Source organism: Methylobacterium sp. 190mf, from assembly GCF_900107945.1.
In the GTDB taxonomy this organism is placed as follows: Bacteria; Pseudomonadota; Alphaproteobacteria; order Rhizobiales; family Beijerinckiaceae; genus Methylobacterium.
The window spans coordinates 128,966-144,083 of record NZ_FNVI01000001.1 but is presented as its reverse complement, the minus strand read 5'-3'; the positions used below and the strand labels follow the sequence as shown (position 1 = coordinate 144,083).

Annotated in this window: 18 protein-coding genes and 1 tRNA gene; 13 read left to right on the top strand and 6 right to left on the bottom strand. The window is 65.0% G+C overall.

Features of this window, described 5'->3' with window-relative positions; all coding sequences use genetic code 11:
* The first annotated feature begins 141 nt into the window (after nt 1-141).
* Nucleotides 142-831, top strand: coding sequence for a recombinase family protein (locus C4T42_RS00700; RefSeq protein ID WP_103984576.1), 690 nt, complete (start codon nt 142-144; stop codon nt 829-831).
* 18 nt (nt 832-849) lie between these two features.
* Here the strand turns inward: C4T42_RS00700 and C4T42_RS00695 are convergent, their stop codons facing one another.
* The gene (locus C4T42_RS00695; protein WP_103984575.1) at nt 850-1,080 is read right to left on the bottom strand and encodes a hypothetical protein; all 231 of its coding nucleotides are present in this window, start codon (nt 1,078-1,080) and stop codon (nt 850-852) included.
* 162 nt (nt 1,081-1,242) lie between these two features.
* Here C4T42_RS00695 and C4T42_RS00690 point away from each other — a divergent pair, with 162 nt between their 5' ends.
* The 8 genes from C4T42_RS00690 (at nt 1,243) to C4T42_RS00650 (ending at nt 9,232) form a co-directional block, all read left to right on the top strand.
* The gene (locus tag C4T42_RS00690) at nt 1,243-1,626 is read left to right on the top strand and encodes a hypothetical protein (protein ID WP_103984574.1); all 384 of its coding nucleotides are present in this window, start codon (nt 1,243-1,245) and stop codon (nt 1,624-1,626) included.
* A complete protein-coding gene (locus C4T42_RS00685) occupies nt 1,623-3,044 on the top strand; it encodes a hypothetical protein (protein ID WP_244603146.1) in 1,422 nt (473 codons plus the stop codon). Before C4T42_RS00690 ends, C4T42_RS00685 begins: the two co-directional genes overlap by 4 nt.
* Complete coding sequence (locus C4T42_RS00680) at nt 3,044-3,355, top strand: hypothetical protein (RefSeq protein WP_103984573.1); 312 nt, start codon at nt 3,044-3,046, stop codon at nt 3,353-3,355. Before C4T42_RS00685 ends, C4T42_RS00680 begins: the two co-directional genes overlap by 1 nt.
* A gap of 253 nt (nt 3,356-3,608) precedes the next feature.
* Complete coding sequence (locus tag C4T42_RS00670; protein ID WP_103984571.1) at nt 3,609-4,238, top strand: hypothetical protein; 630 nt, start codon at nt 3,609-3,611, stop codon at nt 4,236-4,238.
* Complete coding sequence (locus C4T42_RS00665; protein WP_103984570.1) at nt 4,238-4,921, top strand: hypothetical protein; 684 nt, start codon at nt 4,238-4,240, stop codon at nt 4,919-4,921. Before C4T42_RS00670 ends, C4T42_RS00665 begins: the two co-directional genes overlap by 1 nt.
* A 256-nt stretch (nt 4,922-5,177) precedes the next feature.
* On the top strand, nt 5,178-7,658 hold the full coding sequence (locus C4T42_RS00660) for a M23 family metallopeptidase (RefSeq protein WP_103984569.1): 2,481 nt from the start codon (nt 5,178-5,180) through the stop codon (nt 7,656-7,658).
* Entirely contained in the window at nt 7,655-8,617 is a 963-nt protein-coding gene (locus C4T42_RS00655) for a hypothetical protein (protein ID WP_103984568.1), read from the top strand. The genes C4T42_RS00660 and C4T42_RS00655 overlap by 4 nt, the downstream gene beginning before the upstream one ends.
* A gap of 21 nt (nt 8,618-8,638) precedes the next feature.
* Nucleotides 8,639-9,232 (top strand): type II toxin-antitoxin system antitoxin SocA domain-containing protein, encoded by a 594-nt coding sequence (locus C4T42_RS00650; protein WP_103984567.1) that lies wholly within the window; start codon nt 8,639-8,641, stop codon nt 9,230-9,232.
* A gap of 993 nt (nt 9,233-10,225) precedes the next feature.
* On the opposite strand, the gene C4T42_RS00645 is transcribed toward C4T42_RS00650, so the two are convergent.
* Nucleotides 10,226-10,426 (bottom strand): hypothetical protein, encoded by a 201-nt coding sequence (locus C4T42_RS00645; protein WP_103984566.1) that lies wholly within the window; start codon nt 10,424-10,426, stop codon nt 10,226-10,228.
* A gap of 300 nt (nt 10,427-10,726) precedes the next feature.
* On the opposite strand from C4T42_RS00645, the gene C4T42_RS00640 reads away from it, so the two are divergent.
* The 4 genes from C4T42_RS00640 to C4T42_RS00625 are packed head-to-tail and all read left to right on the top strand — an operon-like array spanning nt 10,727 to nt 11,950.
* Entirely contained in the window at nt 10,727-11,113 is a 387-nt protein-coding gene (locus C4T42_RS00640) for a hypothetical protein (protein ID WP_146073978.1), read from the top strand.
* Nucleotides 11,110-11,331, top strand: a complete 222-nt coding sequence (locus C4T42_RS00635; protein WP_103984564.1) for a hypothetical protein — start codon at nt 11,110-11,112, stop codon at nt 11,329-11,331. The genes C4T42_RS00640 and C4T42_RS00635 overlap by 4 nt, the downstream gene beginning before the upstream one ends.
* Entirely contained in the window at nt 11,331-11,777 is a 447-nt protein-coding gene (locus tag C4T42_RS00630) for a hypothetical protein (RefSeq protein WP_103984563.1), read from the top strand. Before C4T42_RS00635 ends, C4T42_RS00630 begins: the two co-directional genes overlap by 1 nt.
* Nucleotides 11,768-11,950, top strand: coding sequence for a hypothetical protein (locus C4T42_RS00625; protein ID WP_056532220.1), 183 nt, complete (start codon nt 11,768-11,770; stop codon nt 11,948-11,950). The genes C4T42_RS00630 and C4T42_RS00625 overlap by 10 nt, the downstream gene beginning before the upstream one ends.
* Before the next feature lie 379 nt (nt 11,951-12,329).
* Here C4T42_RS00625 and C4T42_RS31810 read toward each other — a convergent pair whose 3' ends face one another.
* From C4T42_RS31810 to hemF, 4 genes are all read right to left on the bottom strand, one after another.
* The gene (locus tag C4T42_RS31810) at nt 12,330-12,494 is read right to left on the bottom strand and encodes a hypothetical protein (protein ID WP_173009321.1); all 165 of its coding nucleotides are present in this window, start codon (nt 12,492-12,494) and stop codon (nt 12,330-12,332) included.
* 317 nt (nt 12,495-12,811) lie between these two features.
* A tRNA-Ser gene (locus tag C4T42_RS00620) sits at nt 12,812-12,901 on the bottom strand.
* 78 nt (nt 12,902-12,979) lie between these two features.
* Nucleotides 12,980-14,098: an ATP-dependent RecD-like DNA helicase gene (locus C4T42_RS00615; RefSeq protein ID WP_012321591.1), complete on the bottom strand. Its 1,119-nt coding sequence runs from the start codon at nt 14,096-14,098 to the stop codon at nt 12,980-12,982.
* Nucleotides 14,095-15,027, bottom strand: a complete 933-nt coding sequence (gene hemF, locus C4T42_RS00610; RefSeq protein ID WP_020091129.1) for an oxygen-dependent coproporphyrinogen oxidase — start codon at nt 15,025-15,027, stop codon at nt 14,095-14,097. Before hemF ends, C4T42_RS00615 begins: the two co-directional genes overlap by 4 nt.
* Between the last annotated feature and the right edge of the window lie 91 nt (nt 15,028-15,118).

Sequence of the window (15,118 nt, the reverse complement as noted above, 5' to 3'; positions counted from 1 at the left end):
ACAGGTCCGATGGCCAGGCCGAGACACAAACCCCGCCGTCCGAAATTTCCTCCTCGCCGCCGATGGCTGCGAAGTACCGCTTGACTGACTCGGCAGCCTATTTACAATCTAGTCAACGAGCGGTGACTAGGGCGTAATACCATGGCTTCGGGCGGATTTATTACCTATCTCCGCGTTTCCACCGATCGGCAGGGCAAGTCGGGCCTCGGGCTCGACGCTCAGCGTGAGGCGGTCCGCGTCTACCTCAACGGCGGCAACTGGAAGATCCTGGCCGAGCACGTTGAGGTGGAAAGCGGTCGGAACGATGCCCGACCTGCATTGGATGCCGCTCTCGCCGAAGCTCGCCTGAAGCGCGTACCGCTGCTCGTAGCAAAGGTGGATCGGCTGACCCGCTCGGTGGCCTTCCTGTCCCGCCTGCTCGCCAGTGGCGTCGAGGTGCGGTTCTGCGACCTTCCCCAGATCGAAGGGCCTGCCGGCAAATTCATGTTGAACCAGATGGTGGCCGTGGCCGAGCTGGAGGCCGGTCTGATCAGCGCTCGCACCAAGGCCGCTCTGGCAGCCGCCAAGGCCCGTGGGACCAAGCTCGGCGGCAATCGGGGCGTCGTCATGTCGGCGGCCGTCAGTGAGGCTGGCAGGGCCGCTCTGTCGGCCAAGGCCAGCGCCCGCACGGCGGACCTCGCCCCCGTCATCGCTGAGATCCAGGCCGAGGGCATCACCTCCGCCCGCGGCATAGCCATCGCCCTGAATGAGCGCGGGATCGAGACCTCGACCGGTAAGGGCCAGTGGCAGGCCGTGCAGGTTCAGCGGGTGCTGGCGCGGTTGGAGGCCTAGGGCGAGGAAGTAGCCGTCCTACCGGTCTGTGATGGAGAAGTTGGCCTGCGCGCTCATCACCAGCCGCCCGGCCTCATCATAGGCTCGCGCAGTGTACTTGTTCACGCCGATCGCCGTAGCCTCATCACACATCATCTCGGTGAGGGCCCGACGGAGTAGGGTACGCAATGCATCGAGGCTCGGCAGATCGATGCCTTCCTCATCCATTACCTCACTGCCGTTGGCGGTGTTGATGAAGTAGCGCGACACTCATGCCTCCGCGAATGTGTGCCCCGTTCCGGCAAACCCAGCTGATCGCGTCATTGTTCTCGGAACGATCGTAGAGGTAGCTAGGCATCATTCCTGCAGTGACACTGTATAGCTAATGCTATATTATCGGCCCGATATCGCCAGATCGGGTCGGGAAACCTCATGAAGGGGCGCAGACGCAGCACCGTTACGAACGGCAACCGCCTTGGCGTCGGTCTCGACGGGCGAACGGTCTGGGGCCGGCGGATGCGGGACCTCATTGATCTGCACACGGCAGATCTCGGCGGGGACTCTGAAGTTTCCGAGGCCGAGCGGTCTCTGATCCGCCGGGCGGCCACCATCGCCACCGAGTTGGAGCGGCTGGAGGCGCAGTTCGCGGCAGCCGGCGCCGCCGATCCCGAGTCCTTGGACCTCTACGGCCGACAGGCGGGCAACCTGCGGCGGCTCTACGAAGGGATCGGTCTGAAGCGCCGGCCGAAGGACGTCACGCCGGATCTGAAGACCTACGCGGCCCAGCTCGCGCGAGAGGGAGCGGTCGACCTGTGAAGCGCCTGTTCTCGATGCGCCGGGCGCTGACCGATCCTCAGCTCTTCGGCGCCATGCTGGAGGGCGACACCTGGGCGGGCTGGAAGGCCCTGCTGATCGCCAGCCAGGGTGAGGAGCTGCGGCCCGCCGAGCGCGAGGTGCTGCTGAGCCTGACCGGGCGGGAGCACGAGCCGAGCGAGCCGGTAGACGAACTCTGGATGATCGTCGGCCGCCGCGGCGGTAAGACCCGGGCGGGCGCGGTCTTCGCGTCCTACTTCGCCGCCCTGTGCGACTGGAGCGACGTGTTGGCACCGGGCGAGCGGGGCACCGTGCCGATTATGTCGGCGAGCGTGGCGCAGGCTCGCAAGGCGCTCTCCTACCTCTCCGGCATCTTTGACCCGCGCACCGGCTCCCCGATCCTGCGCAAGCTTCGCACGGGTGAGACGGCCGACACGGTGAGCCTATCCACCCGCATCGACATCGAAGTCCGGCCTGCGAACTGGCGCACAATCCGTGGCGGCACGGCGGTCGCGGCTGTCGGCGATGAGGTCGCGTTCTGGCGATCGGATTTCACGACGAACCCGGACACGGAGATCTTGAACGCGGTGAGACCGGCGCTGGCGACCACGGGCGGCCCGTTGCTGTGCATGTCGTCGCCCTACGCGCGGAAGGGCGAGGTGTTCGAGGCCTACCGACGGCACTACGGACCGGAAGGTGACCCGACCATCCTGGTAGCGAAGGCGGCCTCGAAGGTGATGAACCCGAGCCTGTCGGATCGCTTCATCGCCAAGGAGTACGCCCGCGACGCTGCTGTGGCCCGCGCCGAATGGGGCGGTGAGTTCCGCGACGGCATCGAGTCGTTCATCAGCCTCGACGTGGTGGAGGAGTGCACCGCCACCGACGTGATCGAGCGCCCGCCGTCATCCGGCATCCGCTACTCGGCCTTCGTGGATCCGTCAGGCGGTGGTGCGGACGCGATGACGCTCGCCATTGCGCACCAGGAAGGCGAAAGGGTCGTTCTCGACGCCGTGCGGGAGGAGCACCCCGGCACCTCGCCGGATGCCGTCGTGCGCCAGTTCTGCGGCCTGCTGAAGGCCTACGGCATCAAGAGCGTGACGGGCGATCGGTACGCTGGCGAGTGGCCTCGCGAGCGGTTCCGCGCGGCAGAGATCACCTACGTGGTTTCCGAGCGCTCGAAGTCAGAGATCTACCGGGACTTCTTGCCGATCCTGAACAGCCGCAACGCCGTGCTGCTCGATATGCCTCAGCTCCGGAAGCAGTTGCTGTCTCTGGAGCGTCGCACGACTCGCGGCACCGGTCGGGACATCATCGATCACCCGACCATGAAGGGCGCGCACGACGACCTGATCAACGCGGCTGCCGGCGCCATGCTGATGACCAAGCAGTCGAAGTCCACCTACAACCTGGCCGCCTTCTGATGCTGGATCCCGCTCTTCCCCGCGTCCTGATCCCGTTCAACCGCGACGAGGCCCTGACCGTCGGTGAGGCGGCGCATATCGCCCGGAAGTCGGCCGGCACGATGCGGCAGTGGGCGTCCCGCTTCGACATCGGGCGCCGCGTCGGCGGTGGAGACTGGATGATCTCGCATCCGGCTCTGCTGATGCACCTCGACGGCGACGACGACGCGCTTCGCTCCTACCTTGCTGGCGAGCGGCAGAGCGAGGATATCCGAGGCTACTTCGCGCGAGCCTCAGACGAAAAGCGCGCGCAAAATCGTCAGAAAGCTTAGATCCGCGAGCATCGTCAGAGTTGCCGTAGGATATTCTCGCGAACGCGCCCACAGTCATCCCCATGACGAGGACTGCTTCTCAGTTCAAGGCGCCAGATGACGGCCGCGGGCTCTACCCGGCTAGCATCAAGGTCGGCGTGCCGCGCGAGCTGCCGGCGCAGATCTACGCCGCGGCCGAGGCTGAAGGCTGTTCCGTCTCTGAGTACGTGCGCCGCGCCATAGCCGTGCGGCTAGAGACTATGAAGGCTGGCTGATGTTCACGGACGCGCAGGGCCGCAAGTGGCGGCACAGGATCATCAAGCCAGATGGCACCATCCAATACACGAACGACGGCGGCCCGCTTTCGGACGGTCATCGCATGCACGTCGGCATGATGATGTCCGATGCGGCACGCGGTGGGGGACTGATGATGACCGACACCAAGGTCAACGACGCCTACTTGGCGGACGCGCGGCAGAAGTTTGAGGATGCCTACGGCCCCGGCGGGGGATGCCTTCTGACATTCTCCGAGCGGGCCAAGGCCCTGCACCTCATCGGCGACGCGGAGTCCGGCGAGGTGTTCCGGGTCGAGCAGGCGATGCAGGGCCTGCGCAGCATGGCGTTCCGCTGCACCATGGCGGCCAGCAACGGCGGCTCGTCTGGGCTGATGCGCGACAGCGCCGAGGACAGCCTGCTGGCCGCAGCGTTCCTCACTCGCATGGCGGATCGAGCGCACGGGCGGGCGGATGCGCTCCGTGCCGGCCAGCGGCCCGGCAACCCCGATCGCTTCGACCCTCGGCAGACGCAGCGCATCGCCGATGCCCGCACGCAGGGCGGCGACCGTGCCGCCGCCTACGAGATCCACAAGGCTCAACTCAGCAACGCCTGGATGAGGAACCGCTGATGTCCGACACCTCCACCTTCGACGCGGCCGACGCCGCCCACCGTGAGATCCACGTGGCGCTGGGCGGCTCGCTCACTGCCACGGACGTCGGCGCTCTGATCGATCGAGCCTCCAAGCAGGTGGCCGAATGCGACGCGTTCGCCGCCGAGAAAGCAGCGGCGGCCTCGGATGCGACCCTGCCAACGCGCGATGCCCTCGTCGCCAAGCAGGAGGCTGACGCGCTGACTTTCGTGGCCCTCCGCCTCCGTAATCTGATGCCGACCCTCGACAAGCGACTGGCGGTTGAGCGGGACGGCGAGGAGCAGCGCCAGCGGCGAGAGCAGCACGGCCAGGCGCAGCAGCGCGTGGAGGAGATCGCCGCGCGGGTGCGGAAGGACTACCCGAAGGCCGTCGCCGCGATCCTCGACCTCGTGGCCGAGATGGGCAAGGCCAACGCCATCGCGACCGACGCGAACCGCAACCTGCCGCGGGACGTGGAGCACGTGCCCTCGGTTGAGACGATGATCGGCGCCGAGATCCTATCGCGGCTGCACCTCCCCGCCCTCGACGGCACCATTGCGCACGAGATGACCGGTGATGCGAACGAGGCGTTCCGCACCGAGCTGTGGAACCGTGAGCAGCGCAAGCGGGGCGAGGAATGGAGCCGGCTGAGCCCTGCCGCCAGCCTGCGCGCCGTGTCCTAGCCGTTGAGATTGCGCCGGTTCTTCATCTCGGCGCCGCGGCCAGTGTGAGGGTGCCGCGCCTATGGGTTGGGGAATAACAGCACACAGCCGGTGGGATGGCCTCCTCCGTCCGCGACCGGCAGCCATTCGGATAGCGCCTTCTCCTGGGCGGAGAGCGCCGCGGCAAGTCGGACAGTGCCGCGTCAGTAACACCGACAGCCGGCGGGGTGGCACGTCAGCTTGGCCCGCGGCCGGCGACTATTGAAAGGACGGCCTGATGGCTGGTTTCACGATCGCTGATTTCTTCGCGAGTGTCAGCTTCAAGGCCGACGATGCTTCGCGGTCTCGTGCCGAGGGCAGCTACGCGAAGTTTGAGAAGGCGGTCCGCGACGCCGAGGACCGGATCACCAAAGCCAAGGCAGAGGGCGCCAAGGCCGCCGTCCGGTATGCGCTCGAAGTAGAGGCCGCGCAGGCTCGCGAGGCTTTAGAGGCGGCCAAAGCCGCGAAGAAGATCACGGACGCCGAGGCTCAGAAGGTCAAGGCGATCGAGGCCAGCGAGAAGGCGACGAAACATCATAGCGAGACCATGGTTCGGGGCCTCACAGCGATCACGCTCGCCGCGGGGACCATGGGGCTCGCGGTAGGAGCGGCGCTCGCCAAGGTCGTCGGCGCCTTCGACAACCTGTACTTTGCGTCGCAGCGCACGGGCGCTTCGGTGAAGAACATCCAAAGCCTGCAGTACGCCTTCTCTCAGGTCGGCAGCACTGGCGCCTCTGCCACTTCGGCTATCGAGTCCTTCGCCCGTCAGATGCGGACGAACCTGACCGGTGGTTTCATTCGAAGTCTTGGGGTGGCCACAGAGCAGGGCGGCAAGGCTCGCGACACCTTCGACATCCTGTCGGACACCATCGATGCCATCTCGACCAAGCACCCATACCATACCGGTGCACAGATGGCCGAGGTCCTTGGCCTGAGCGAAGAGCAGTTCGAGACCTTCAACAAGCACCGCGCCGAGATCAAGCAATTCCGTGCAGAATACGAGAGCACGCTGAAGACGGTCGGGCTGAACAGCCAGGAAGCCGCGAAGCAGTCCGAGCACCTCGAGCAGACCCTACGCCGCATGGGGATGCAGATCGGCGTCGCTGGTCAGGCCCTGCTGTTGAACCTGCTGCCGGTGCTCGACAGGCTGGTGGCGTCGGTCGGCCGCTTCATGACCGACAACGCCCCCGCTTTGAACGGCTTCTTCAGTAAGGTCGGCGAGCTGGCGCAGACGGCCACCGAAGGCGTCCAGAGCTTCATTCAAGGCTTCTCGGGCGAGGAAGGCGCCAAGCGGATTGAGGCTTGGGCGACGGCCATGAACAACCTCGCAGACGGGATGCGGGGCGTGTGGCGCGTCATTGCGTGGATCCAGGACAGCGCTTTCTGGAAGGCGTTGACCTATTTCGAAAGTCCTCTCTGGAAGTTCCTCAAGTATGCCGGCGGCAGCGCAGTAGGCTCAGCGCAGGCATCAACGGGTGGCGGCAGTGTACCCCTCGACAGCGGCCCGGTGGACACGCGCAATGCCTGGCAGCGGCATGCGCCTAAGTGGCTCGGCGGTAAGGATGCGCCGAGCGGTGGCGCCACCGTCGCGAGCGGCAGGCTCGCGGATAACCAGAAGACCGCCTACGACGCCGCGCGCGCTGAAGGCCTCTCCGACAAGGCCGCCCGTGCGTTGATCGCCAACTTCTCCGGCGAGAGCCTTCGCAATCCGGCGGACTATCACTGGGACAACAAACACATGTCCGGCGGGATCGGGCAGTGGGATCCCGAGCGGTCGGAGGCGATCAAGGCGAAGTTCGGGAAGTATCCTTGGCAGCTACCCATCGGCGAGCAAGTGAAGGCAGCCGTCTGGGAGATCAACAACAACCCGCGCTTCAGCAGAACGCGGCAGGCTCTTGCCGGCGATGACGAGGGCGCGATGATCGGGGCCCTTGTGAAGAACTACGAGAACCCGGCCAATCATGATCGGGCCATTGCCGAGCGCAGCGCGCACTATCGCGGCTTCAATCCGAATGCCCCGACCATCTCCAATGCCCCGCAGGTCTCCGGCGGCTTCCATCCGCTCGGCGGCCTTGGCCGGTTCACGTCCGACTACGGGATGCGAAACCACCCGATCAGCGGAGGCCGCAGGATGCACAACGGCGTGGATCTGGCCGCACCCGCTGGTTCGCCCGTCTCGGCGATGCAGGGGGGCAAGGTGTCGATCGGCCGCTCGGGCGATGTGACGATCACGGCGGGCGACGGGAGCAGCACCACCTATCGGCACGTCGATGCCTCCGTGAAGGACGGATCCGAGGTGGCGGCCGGCGCCGTGATCGCGGCGCTTCGGGCCAAGGATGCACGGTCGACCGGTCCGCATCTGCATTTCGAGGCGCGGGACCGGAGCGGCAACCTCATCGACCCGAAGGGCCTATTGACCGGCAAGCCCGTCACGGCGGCGGATGCCATGGCCGCGAAGCCTCAGATCACCGTGCCGAGCATGCCGAAGCTCAACATGTCGCCCGGCGGGTTCGACGTGAACAAGATCGCCGGGCAGCCCATGGGTGCCGGCAGCATCACGACCACCACGAACAATGCCGGTGCGACCGTGACCATGCAGCCGCAGACCACGGTGCACATCCACGGCGGCGACCCCGCAAGCAACGCATCTCAGTTCGAGCGCGCGGCTGGCCGGGTCAACCAGAGCGCCCTCCGCAACATCCAGACGGCAATCCGATGACCCTGCAATACCTTCGCGAATGGCGCGTCGTCGTGAATGGCGTTGAGCTGTCGGGCGACGACACGGGCCGTGGGTTCAAGGTCCGGTTCGACACACACCAAGCCCTATCCAGCACGCCACACCACGCGAACATCTACATCTATAACCTCTCGGCGCAGACGCTGGCGCGGATGCAGAAGGAGAAGGGCCGCGTCGAGCTGTACGCCGGCTATCGTGGCGCCTCGGGCAAGATCTTCGGAGGGCAGGCCATCCAGGTCCGCGCCGGTCGTGAAAACGTGGTCGACAGCTACGTACACGTGTTGGCTACGTCCTCCGAGGACGCACGCAACTACGCAATCACCAACGAGGCGCTGGCGAAGGGCCACACCCTGAACGATCGCCTGCAGCTCGCCGTGAAGGCTATGCGAGAGCACGGCGTGAAGCCCGGGACCATGGACAACCTTGGCTCTCGGCAGTTCCCCCGGAACTACGTGTTCTCCGGCATGACCCACGACCTCCTCAGGGAGGTTTGCGAGGCCGCGGGCGCCACGTGGCACATCCAGGACGACATGCTGACCGTGCTGAACAGCGGGAGCACTCTGCCGGGCGGCGTGATCGAGATGAACTCGGAAACCGGGATGGTGGGTCTACCTGAGCAGACGCTCGGCGGTGTGATCGTCCGGTGCCTCCTGAACCCAAGGATCTACCCGGGCAGCCGGATCCACATCAACGAGAGCAGCATCCAGCGGGCGGCGTTCAGCCCGACGACGCGGGACTCGGCGCAGAACGTCGAGCTTGAGAAGGGCCTGCTCAGCCTAGCTGCGGACGGCATCTATAAGGTCTGGCAGGTGGGCCACGTCGGCGACACCCGGGGCGACCCGTGGTGGAATGAGATGGTCTGTACGAAGCAGGATCTGCCGCTAGCGGCCAAGGGACTGATGCTGCCGAACGGCATCCCGGGGGATGGGGCCCAGCAGTAGCGCTACCACCATGAGCGAGATATGAGCAGCCTGATCGCTGTGAAAATGCTGTTGAAATCGATAGCTCGCGGCGGAAGTCCGTGCGATGGAATATCTGCGGTTCGGAGCGTAAGAATTGCCATGCCGTACAAAGCGAAGCAGGTGGCAAATGCGTTCATAACGCTGGCCAATCGAGATGGATCTCCCATTGATCCTATGAAGCTTCAAAAGCTTTTGTACTATGCCAACGGCTATTTCGTGGCCGAAAGGGATGGGCAGCCTCTTATCAATGAGTACTTCGAGGCCTGGGATTATGGACCTGTAGTTCCGACGGTCTATTACGAATTTAGGGAGTACAAAGATCAGCCAATACGGCGATTTGCATACACTTGGAACGAAAAACTAAAAAGAATGATCATTGCCCCGCAGCCTGTCGACGATCCCGCGGCGGAAGAAACGATTGCGTGGGTATGGAGCAACTATAAGCAATTCTCCGGTCGAGAGTTGTCTGACATGACCCACAAAATCGGTGCGCCATGGTCTTTGGCGAGACACCGGGCGGCGAATTCTGGCATGCGCAATGAACGCCTCGAAATCAAAGAGATCCGTGATCACTTTGCGCAGCTTGCCGCCTGAATGCCGCGCAAGATAGATACCCCGGGGCCAGCCTCAGAACCCTCGCCCCCTCTTCAACCAGGCGAAGAGGCTTCTCCGCTAACGATTGAAATTCCTCTATGGCGATTTGGTCGTATAAAATTTGAAAATAGATCACAAAAAGCTTCGCTAGCTTTAGTTGCACTCGCTGCACTCGTTGTAATTATTGCGATACTATCTGTAGTCGAGGCATTGCCGGGCGAACATCCCGGTGTTTCGAGTTTCATTGGCAGCTTGAGTCAAGTCCTGATGCTTGTGCTTGGGGTACTGCTTGGTGTTGACTGGAAAGGCTCGAGACAAGATCCTGAGTAGTAATTTTCAAGCGCCTGCAGCTCGTCCGCCAATGGGCGGCAAGGCACAGGAATGGCGGGTCCGCGATGACGCGAGCCTGCAATCAAACTGCTCTCAATGGCCGCCCAAGTATCTCCAGGTCATTTGATGCGAACTATGTCGGGAAGTACGGCCCCATTAGGTCCAAAACTCGCACGTATAATTGGGCAATATTTTGCGGGATCCGATCTATAGCGAGCGAGCAGTGCTTCATATTTTGCTCGATGAACGGGGTCACGCATGACATCATCACGCGACACCCCAAAAACAGCAATTGCGGCCCGTATGCCCATCTCGTCTTGAGTAAGCGAAGGACAACTTTCGGAGGCAAAGCGCGCCACTGCGAAAACAGGAACCATGGCGCTCTTTTTCGACTCTGGATCGTCCGCAGAAAGGACTTGTGTGCTGATTGCTATAGCTATAGACCCACCAGCTACCGCAATTTTTAAATGTAATCCAAAATTCACATCAACCCCCTATTGGCTGTTTCCATCGCTGATCGGGCTGAGCACAGTGGCCGACACGAACGCTACGACAAAACCAGCAAGCCTGCTTCCAGGCGTTCTACATTCACTTCAGATAGCCCTTTGCTTCAGGTGCTCGGTTTGGGCTTGGCGGATCACCGGAGATCGTACTGCCCTGAAGTCAGTCATCCTCATCCTTGGCGCCGCCGTCCTCAAACCCATCGAACCCTTCCAAGGGCACGCCTGTCCGGTACACGTCGTACTTGCGACCCAGCGCGTCCAGTTGCTTGCCCGACGCTTCAATGACGAGGTCCCGATCGCCGTCAGGAACTTCGCGCAGCAGGCGCTCGCGAAAGTCTGCGTCAGGCTCGGGCTCGCTCATGCGTCACCTATGATCGCTTCGCCTTCAAGGCTTCTTCGACGAGCCGACGAATGGCTTCCGGTCGCGAGGGCTGCGGCTCAGGCTGGGCCTCAATCCAGGCATCCAATGGCCCGAGCTGATCGGCATGCATGCGGACGACGATCTGCGTCCCCTTGCCGGTCGGGGCTGGACCACGACGTTTCTTTGCTAGCAAGGTTTCTTGCATCCACATACCAACCGTGATAGCACAGTAGCGAGCCGGCGGGAAGGTAGTAGCTCCCGCACCGGCCCTAACCACCAACTGCACCAGGAGTGCTGTTCATGGCTATCCACCACCCTACACCGCCCCTCGGCGGCGGTGAACGCCCGCGCTTGCCTTCAGCACAGGTAGGACCGGTCACACAGGCCATCCGCGCGATGCGGACCGCCGAGCATGGTCCGCGCAATTTTGCGCAGCCCCTCCCTCACGGCATCCGCGCCCTGTCCCGCACCGAGGTCGAGGATCTGATCGGCGGCCTGATCGACCTCCTCGACGCCATGGACGGCGACGCGGACCTGGAGGACGGCGCCGACCTCGAAGCCGAGAACGAGCACGGCGGTGACGTTCAGGACGAGCCCCACGATCCCGAGGAAGACGGCGACGTTCATGAGATCGCCACGGCGGTCGCCGGCTTCGACGGCACCAACTACGGGAGGGTGCGGTCATGAAGGAGCGCAATCCCGCCTTGCACCCCCTCTTGAAGCTGGAGGGCGATATCGCGGACGTGTTCCGATACGGGCAGCTTCTATCCATCGTGGCCGGCTGTGACCACCAGATCGACAACGCGATGCTCAACACCATCGCTGTGCCGCTGATGGAAGCCGGCAAGCGGCTGGATGTCTACTACCGGCAGGCGTGCAAGGCGGCGCAGGAGGGCATTCAGTGATGACCTCCTCCCGCCGCGCCGCCCTCGGCGCCATCCTAGCGGCCCCGCTGGCTTCCCTGCCTGCCATCGCCGCCCTCGGCTCAGACGAGACCCGGTTCCTCGCCTCTGCCTCCCGCATCGTTGCGATGCTGAACGAATACGACCGCTTATGGGCTGAGTCGCATCCGTTCTATGAGGCTTGGCTCAAGGCTGCCGAGCATCTTATCGGCGACCGCCACCTAGAACGGGACACTATCCCCGAATGGGACACCTACTGCGAGAGCAGAAGGGTTGCGGACGAAATCGACGCGGAATTGTACGACCTGCACGAGTCGTTCGAGGGCGTGCAATTTCAGAGCGCCGACGCGATCATGCTTCGGCATCGCATCGCCCTAACGTTCGATTGGGCGGAGCAAGACGCGGGCGACAATGTGAAGGCTTATTGGGAGGCGCGGCAATGCGCCTAATCTACGCCTTCCTCGCGGTCCGGATGCTCCGGCTCGCCCGCTTCGACCTGTTCCGGCACGAGCTGCTGATGGCTGACGCAGACGCGGCCCTCGCTCGGTCACGGGATCGAGTGCGGCTGGCTGAAGCTCTGGCAGCTCGGGCGGACCTGCCCTCGCTGGCGGCCGGGCGGTGAGACGTTGCCGCAAATTTTTCGCCAACGTCGGATCATGCGGCCAACTTGGCCACATGAACCGTCTCGCCAAGCTGGCGACTCGGCAGCAGCCGACAATCTGTCAGTTGCTGCCGGGCAAGTCGCCAACTTTGCGACTTGCTCGCCTAGGGTTCGCCAACTTGGCGACGGCTAAGGGGGGTAGCGCTTCGCGATCCCCTTGGCATCCACGCCCGCCCAGCTTGCCTGGGGGGTCCAAAGGGCGGACGTGGACAGCCGGCAGACCGCCCCCTCCCGGCGCGCCGACACCATACAAGTATGCTGACGGGTAATGCTTGTAGCTGTGGCGAATGCGCCGGAACTTCGCCCCCTCACGAATGCTGCTCAAGCATCCGGCGCGGGCCTACCCCTTCGCGACGCACACTGTAATCGCGGAGGCGCCAGCAAACGGACGGCCGGAGTCGGCGATCGCCTTCGACGCCGCTTGGCACGCCTCCTTGGTGTTGAACTCGACGGATCCGACCGACGCGCCGGATCCAGCCAGCATGATGATGAGCACGTAGACCATCGCATCCTCCTCGGTTCGAGGATGTCACCTACGCTGAAGATGGCTGCCCGCGCATCCGGTGCGGTCAGCAGGAAGCCCAGGGAAATTCACGCCCGCCCCGACAGCTTGAGGGGCGCGTCTACGGACGAGCGTGGAAGGCCGGCGGGGGCTTAGGCCGCCGACAAGCTCGACGGTACGGGCCGAGCTTTGCCGGATGATGTCCGGACCTGCGAACGCCGCTCGCGCAGCCAGTGCGGGCGAATTGTAGGTATCACTGTAGGCACAGATCACATGGAAACCGCTAACATACTGTCAAATAAGCGGTTTCAGGAAGAAACTGGCGGAGAGGGGGGGATTCGAACCCCCGATGCCCTTGCAGGCATGCCGCATTTCGAGTGCGGTGCATTCAACCGCTCTGCCACCTCTCCGCAAGGTGCCTCGATGAGACGGGCGGTGCGTAGCACGCGTGGTCCCGCTTCACAAGCGAGACGTCGCGCGGCGCCGGATCAGACCACCACGGTGATCGCCTGCGCCGCGCGGGTCAGGCCGGTGTAGAGCCAGCGCGCCCGGTGCTCGCGGAACGCGTAGGATTCGTCGAACAGCGTGACCCGATCCCACTGCGACCCTTGAGCCTTGTGCACCGTCAGCGCGTAGCCGTAGGTGAACTCGTCCGTCTCGCGCCGCAGGAACAGCGGGATCTCCTCGTCCGTGCCGGAGATCATCGCGCGCAGCACCTTGATGTCGGTGGGCTTCCGGCGGAGCGCCGGGTCGTCCTCCGGCACCACGTCGAGGCGGATCAGGTCCGGACGCGGCGGCGCGCGCAGGGCCTGCACGGTCCAGGTCGAGCCGTTGAGCAGGCCCTTCACCCGGTCGTTGCGCAGGCAGACCAGCTTCTCGCCGATCGCCGGCATCGGGTCCGTGTGGCCGGCGAGCTCCCGCAGCCGTGCATTGTAGAGGCGGCGGGTCTTGTTCAAGCCGACCAGCACCTGATCGCACTCGAGCACCTCGGCCGGATCCAGGGCGCGGCGCGACACGATCCGGCTCTGCCCGTAGCTGCCGAGCTCCAGCCGGCCGCCCTCGCGCACGGTCATGGCCATGCGGACGATCGGGTCGTCCTTGGCCTGCCGGTGCACCTCGGTGAGCATCACGTCGGGCTCGGCCTCGGTGAAGAAGCCGCCGCCGCGCACCGGCGGCAGCTGCGCCGGGTCGCCCAGGACGAGGACCGGCCGCTCGAAGGACAAGAGATCGTTGCCGAGGTCGGAATCGACCATCGAGCACTCGTCGATGATGATCAGGTCCGCCTTGGCGGCCGGGCCCGAGCGGTTCAGCGTGAAGGTCGGCCCGCCCTCCTCCGCCTCCTTGGTGCGGTAGATCAGCGAGTGGATCGTGGCGGCGTCGTAGCAGCCCTTCTGGCGCATCACCGAGGCCGCCTTGCCGGTGAAGGCCCCGTAGACCACCGTGCCGTCGACATCCTCGGCGATCCGGCGGGCGAGCGTCGTCTTGCCGGTGCCGGCATAGCCGAACAGCCGGAACACCTGCGATCCCCCGTCCCGCCGCCACGCGGCGATCGCCTTCAGCGCCGCGTCCTGCTGCGGCGCGTAGGCGGCCGGCAGACCCGCACTCACGGCCAGCGCACGGTCGGCGGCATCGAGGAGAGGATGGAGGCGACGTTGCCGCCCGTCTTCAGGCCGAAGATCGTGCCCCGGTCGTAGAGCAGGTTGAACTCCACGTAGCGGCCCCGCCGCACCTGCTGCTCGTGGCGGTCCGCCTCGGTCCAGGGCGTGCCGAGATTGTCGCGCACGATCTTCGGGTAGGCCTCCAGGAAGGCCCGGCCCACGTCGCGGGTGTAGGCGAGGTCGGCCTGCGGCGTCCCGCTCCAGAGGTAATCGTAGAAGATCCCGCCGATGCCGCGCGGCTCGTTCCGGTGCTTGAGGTGGAAATACTCGTCGCACCACGCCTTGTAGCGGGCGTGGTCGATGCCGTGCGCCGCGCAGGCCCGCGCCAGGCAGGCGTGGAAGTGGCGGCTGTCCGGATCGTCCTGCGTGCGGCGCCGGTCGAGCACCGGCGTCAGGTCGGCCCCGCCCCCGAACCACGCCCGCGTCGTCGCGACGAACCGGGTGTTCATGTGCACCGTCGGCACGTGCGGGTTCCACGGATGGGCGATCAGCGAGATGCCGGTGGCGAAGAAGCGCGGATCCTCGGCGGCGCCGGGCATCTGGGCGCGGAATTCCGGCGCGAACTCGCCGTGCACCGTCGAGATGTGCACGCCGGCCTTCTCGAAGACGCGGCCCCGCAGCATCGCCATGACGCCGCCGCCGCCCGGCCGCCCGGTATGGTCGGTCCGGTTCCACGGGGTCTTCTCGAACGTCCCGGGGCCCTCGGGCGCGTCGGGGTGGAACGGGCCCGCCGCCTCCGCCTCGAGGGTCTCCAGAGCGGCGACGATCCGGTCGCGCAGCGTCTCGAACCACGCCGCGGCCTCGGACTTCATGGCCGTCACGTCGGCCTCGGAGGGAGGCGCAGCCAGGGCTGCGCGCGCGTCGTCCGGCATCGTCATGACACAGGCTTTTCCACCCTGCCGGGCGCACGTCAATGCGGTCGCGGCCCCGCACGGGCGCGCAGGGCTCGCGCGCAGGGCTCCCGCGCCG

Coding starts and splice junctions, on each gene's coding strand:
- C4T42_RS00700 (WP_103984576.1), top strand. CDS start 142: ATGGCTTCGGGCGGATTTATTACCTATCTCCGCGTTTCCACCGATCGG.
- C4T42_RS00690 (WP_103984574.1), top strand. CDS start 1,243: ATGAAGGGGCGCAGACGCAGCACCGTTACGAACGGCAACCGCCTTGGC.
- C4T42_RS00680 (WP_103984573.1), top strand. CDS start 3,044: ATGCTGGATCCCGCTCTTCCCCGCGTCCTGATCCCGTTCAACCGCGAC.
- C4T42_RS00670 (WP_103984571.1), top strand. CDS start 3,609: ATGTTCACGGACGCGCAGGGCCGCAAGTGGCGGCACAGGATCATCAAG.
- C4T42_RS00665 (WP_103984570.1), top strand. CDS start 4,238: ATGTCCGACACCTCCACCTTCGACGCGGCCGACGCCGCCCACCGTGAG.
- C4T42_RS00660 (WP_103984569.1), top strand. CDS start 5,178: ATGGCTGGTTTCACGATCGCTGATTTCTTCGCGAGTGTCAGCTTCAAG.
- C4T42_RS00655 (WP_103984568.1), top strand. CDS start 7,655: ATGACCCTGCAATACCTTCGCGAATGGCGCGTCGTCGTGAATGGCGTT.
- C4T42_RS00650 (WP_103984567.1), top strand. CDS start 8,639: ATGAGCAGCCTGATCGCTGTGAAAATGCTGTTGAAATCGATAGCTCGC.
- C4T42_RS00645 (WP_103984566.1), bottom strand. CDS start 10,426: ATGAGCGAGCCCGAGCCTGACGCAGACTTTCGCGAGCGCCTGCTGCGC.
- C4T42_RS00640 (WP_146073978.1), top strand. CDS start 10,727: ATGGCTATCCACCACCCTACACCGCCCCTCGGCGGCGGTGAACGCCCG.
- C4T42_RS00635 (WP_103984564.1), top strand. CDS start 11,110: ATGAAGGAGCGCAATCCCGCCTTGCACCCCCTCTTGAAGCTGGAGGGC.
- C4T42_RS00630 (WP_103984563.1), top strand. CDS start 11,331: ATGACCTCCTCCCGCCGCGCCGCCCTCGGCGCCATCCTAGCGGCCCCG.
- C4T42_RS00625 (WP_056532220.1), top strand. CDS start 11,768: ATGCGCCTAATCTACGCCTTCCTCGCGGTCCGGATGCTCCGGCTCGCC.
- C4T42_RS31810 (WP_173009321.1), bottom strand. CDS start 12,494: ATGGTCTACGTGCTCATCATCATGCTGGCTGGATCCGGCGCGTCGGTC.
- hemF (WP_020091129.1), bottom strand. CDS start 15,027: ATGACGATGCCGGACGACGCGCGCGCAGCCCTGGCTGCGCCTCCCTCC.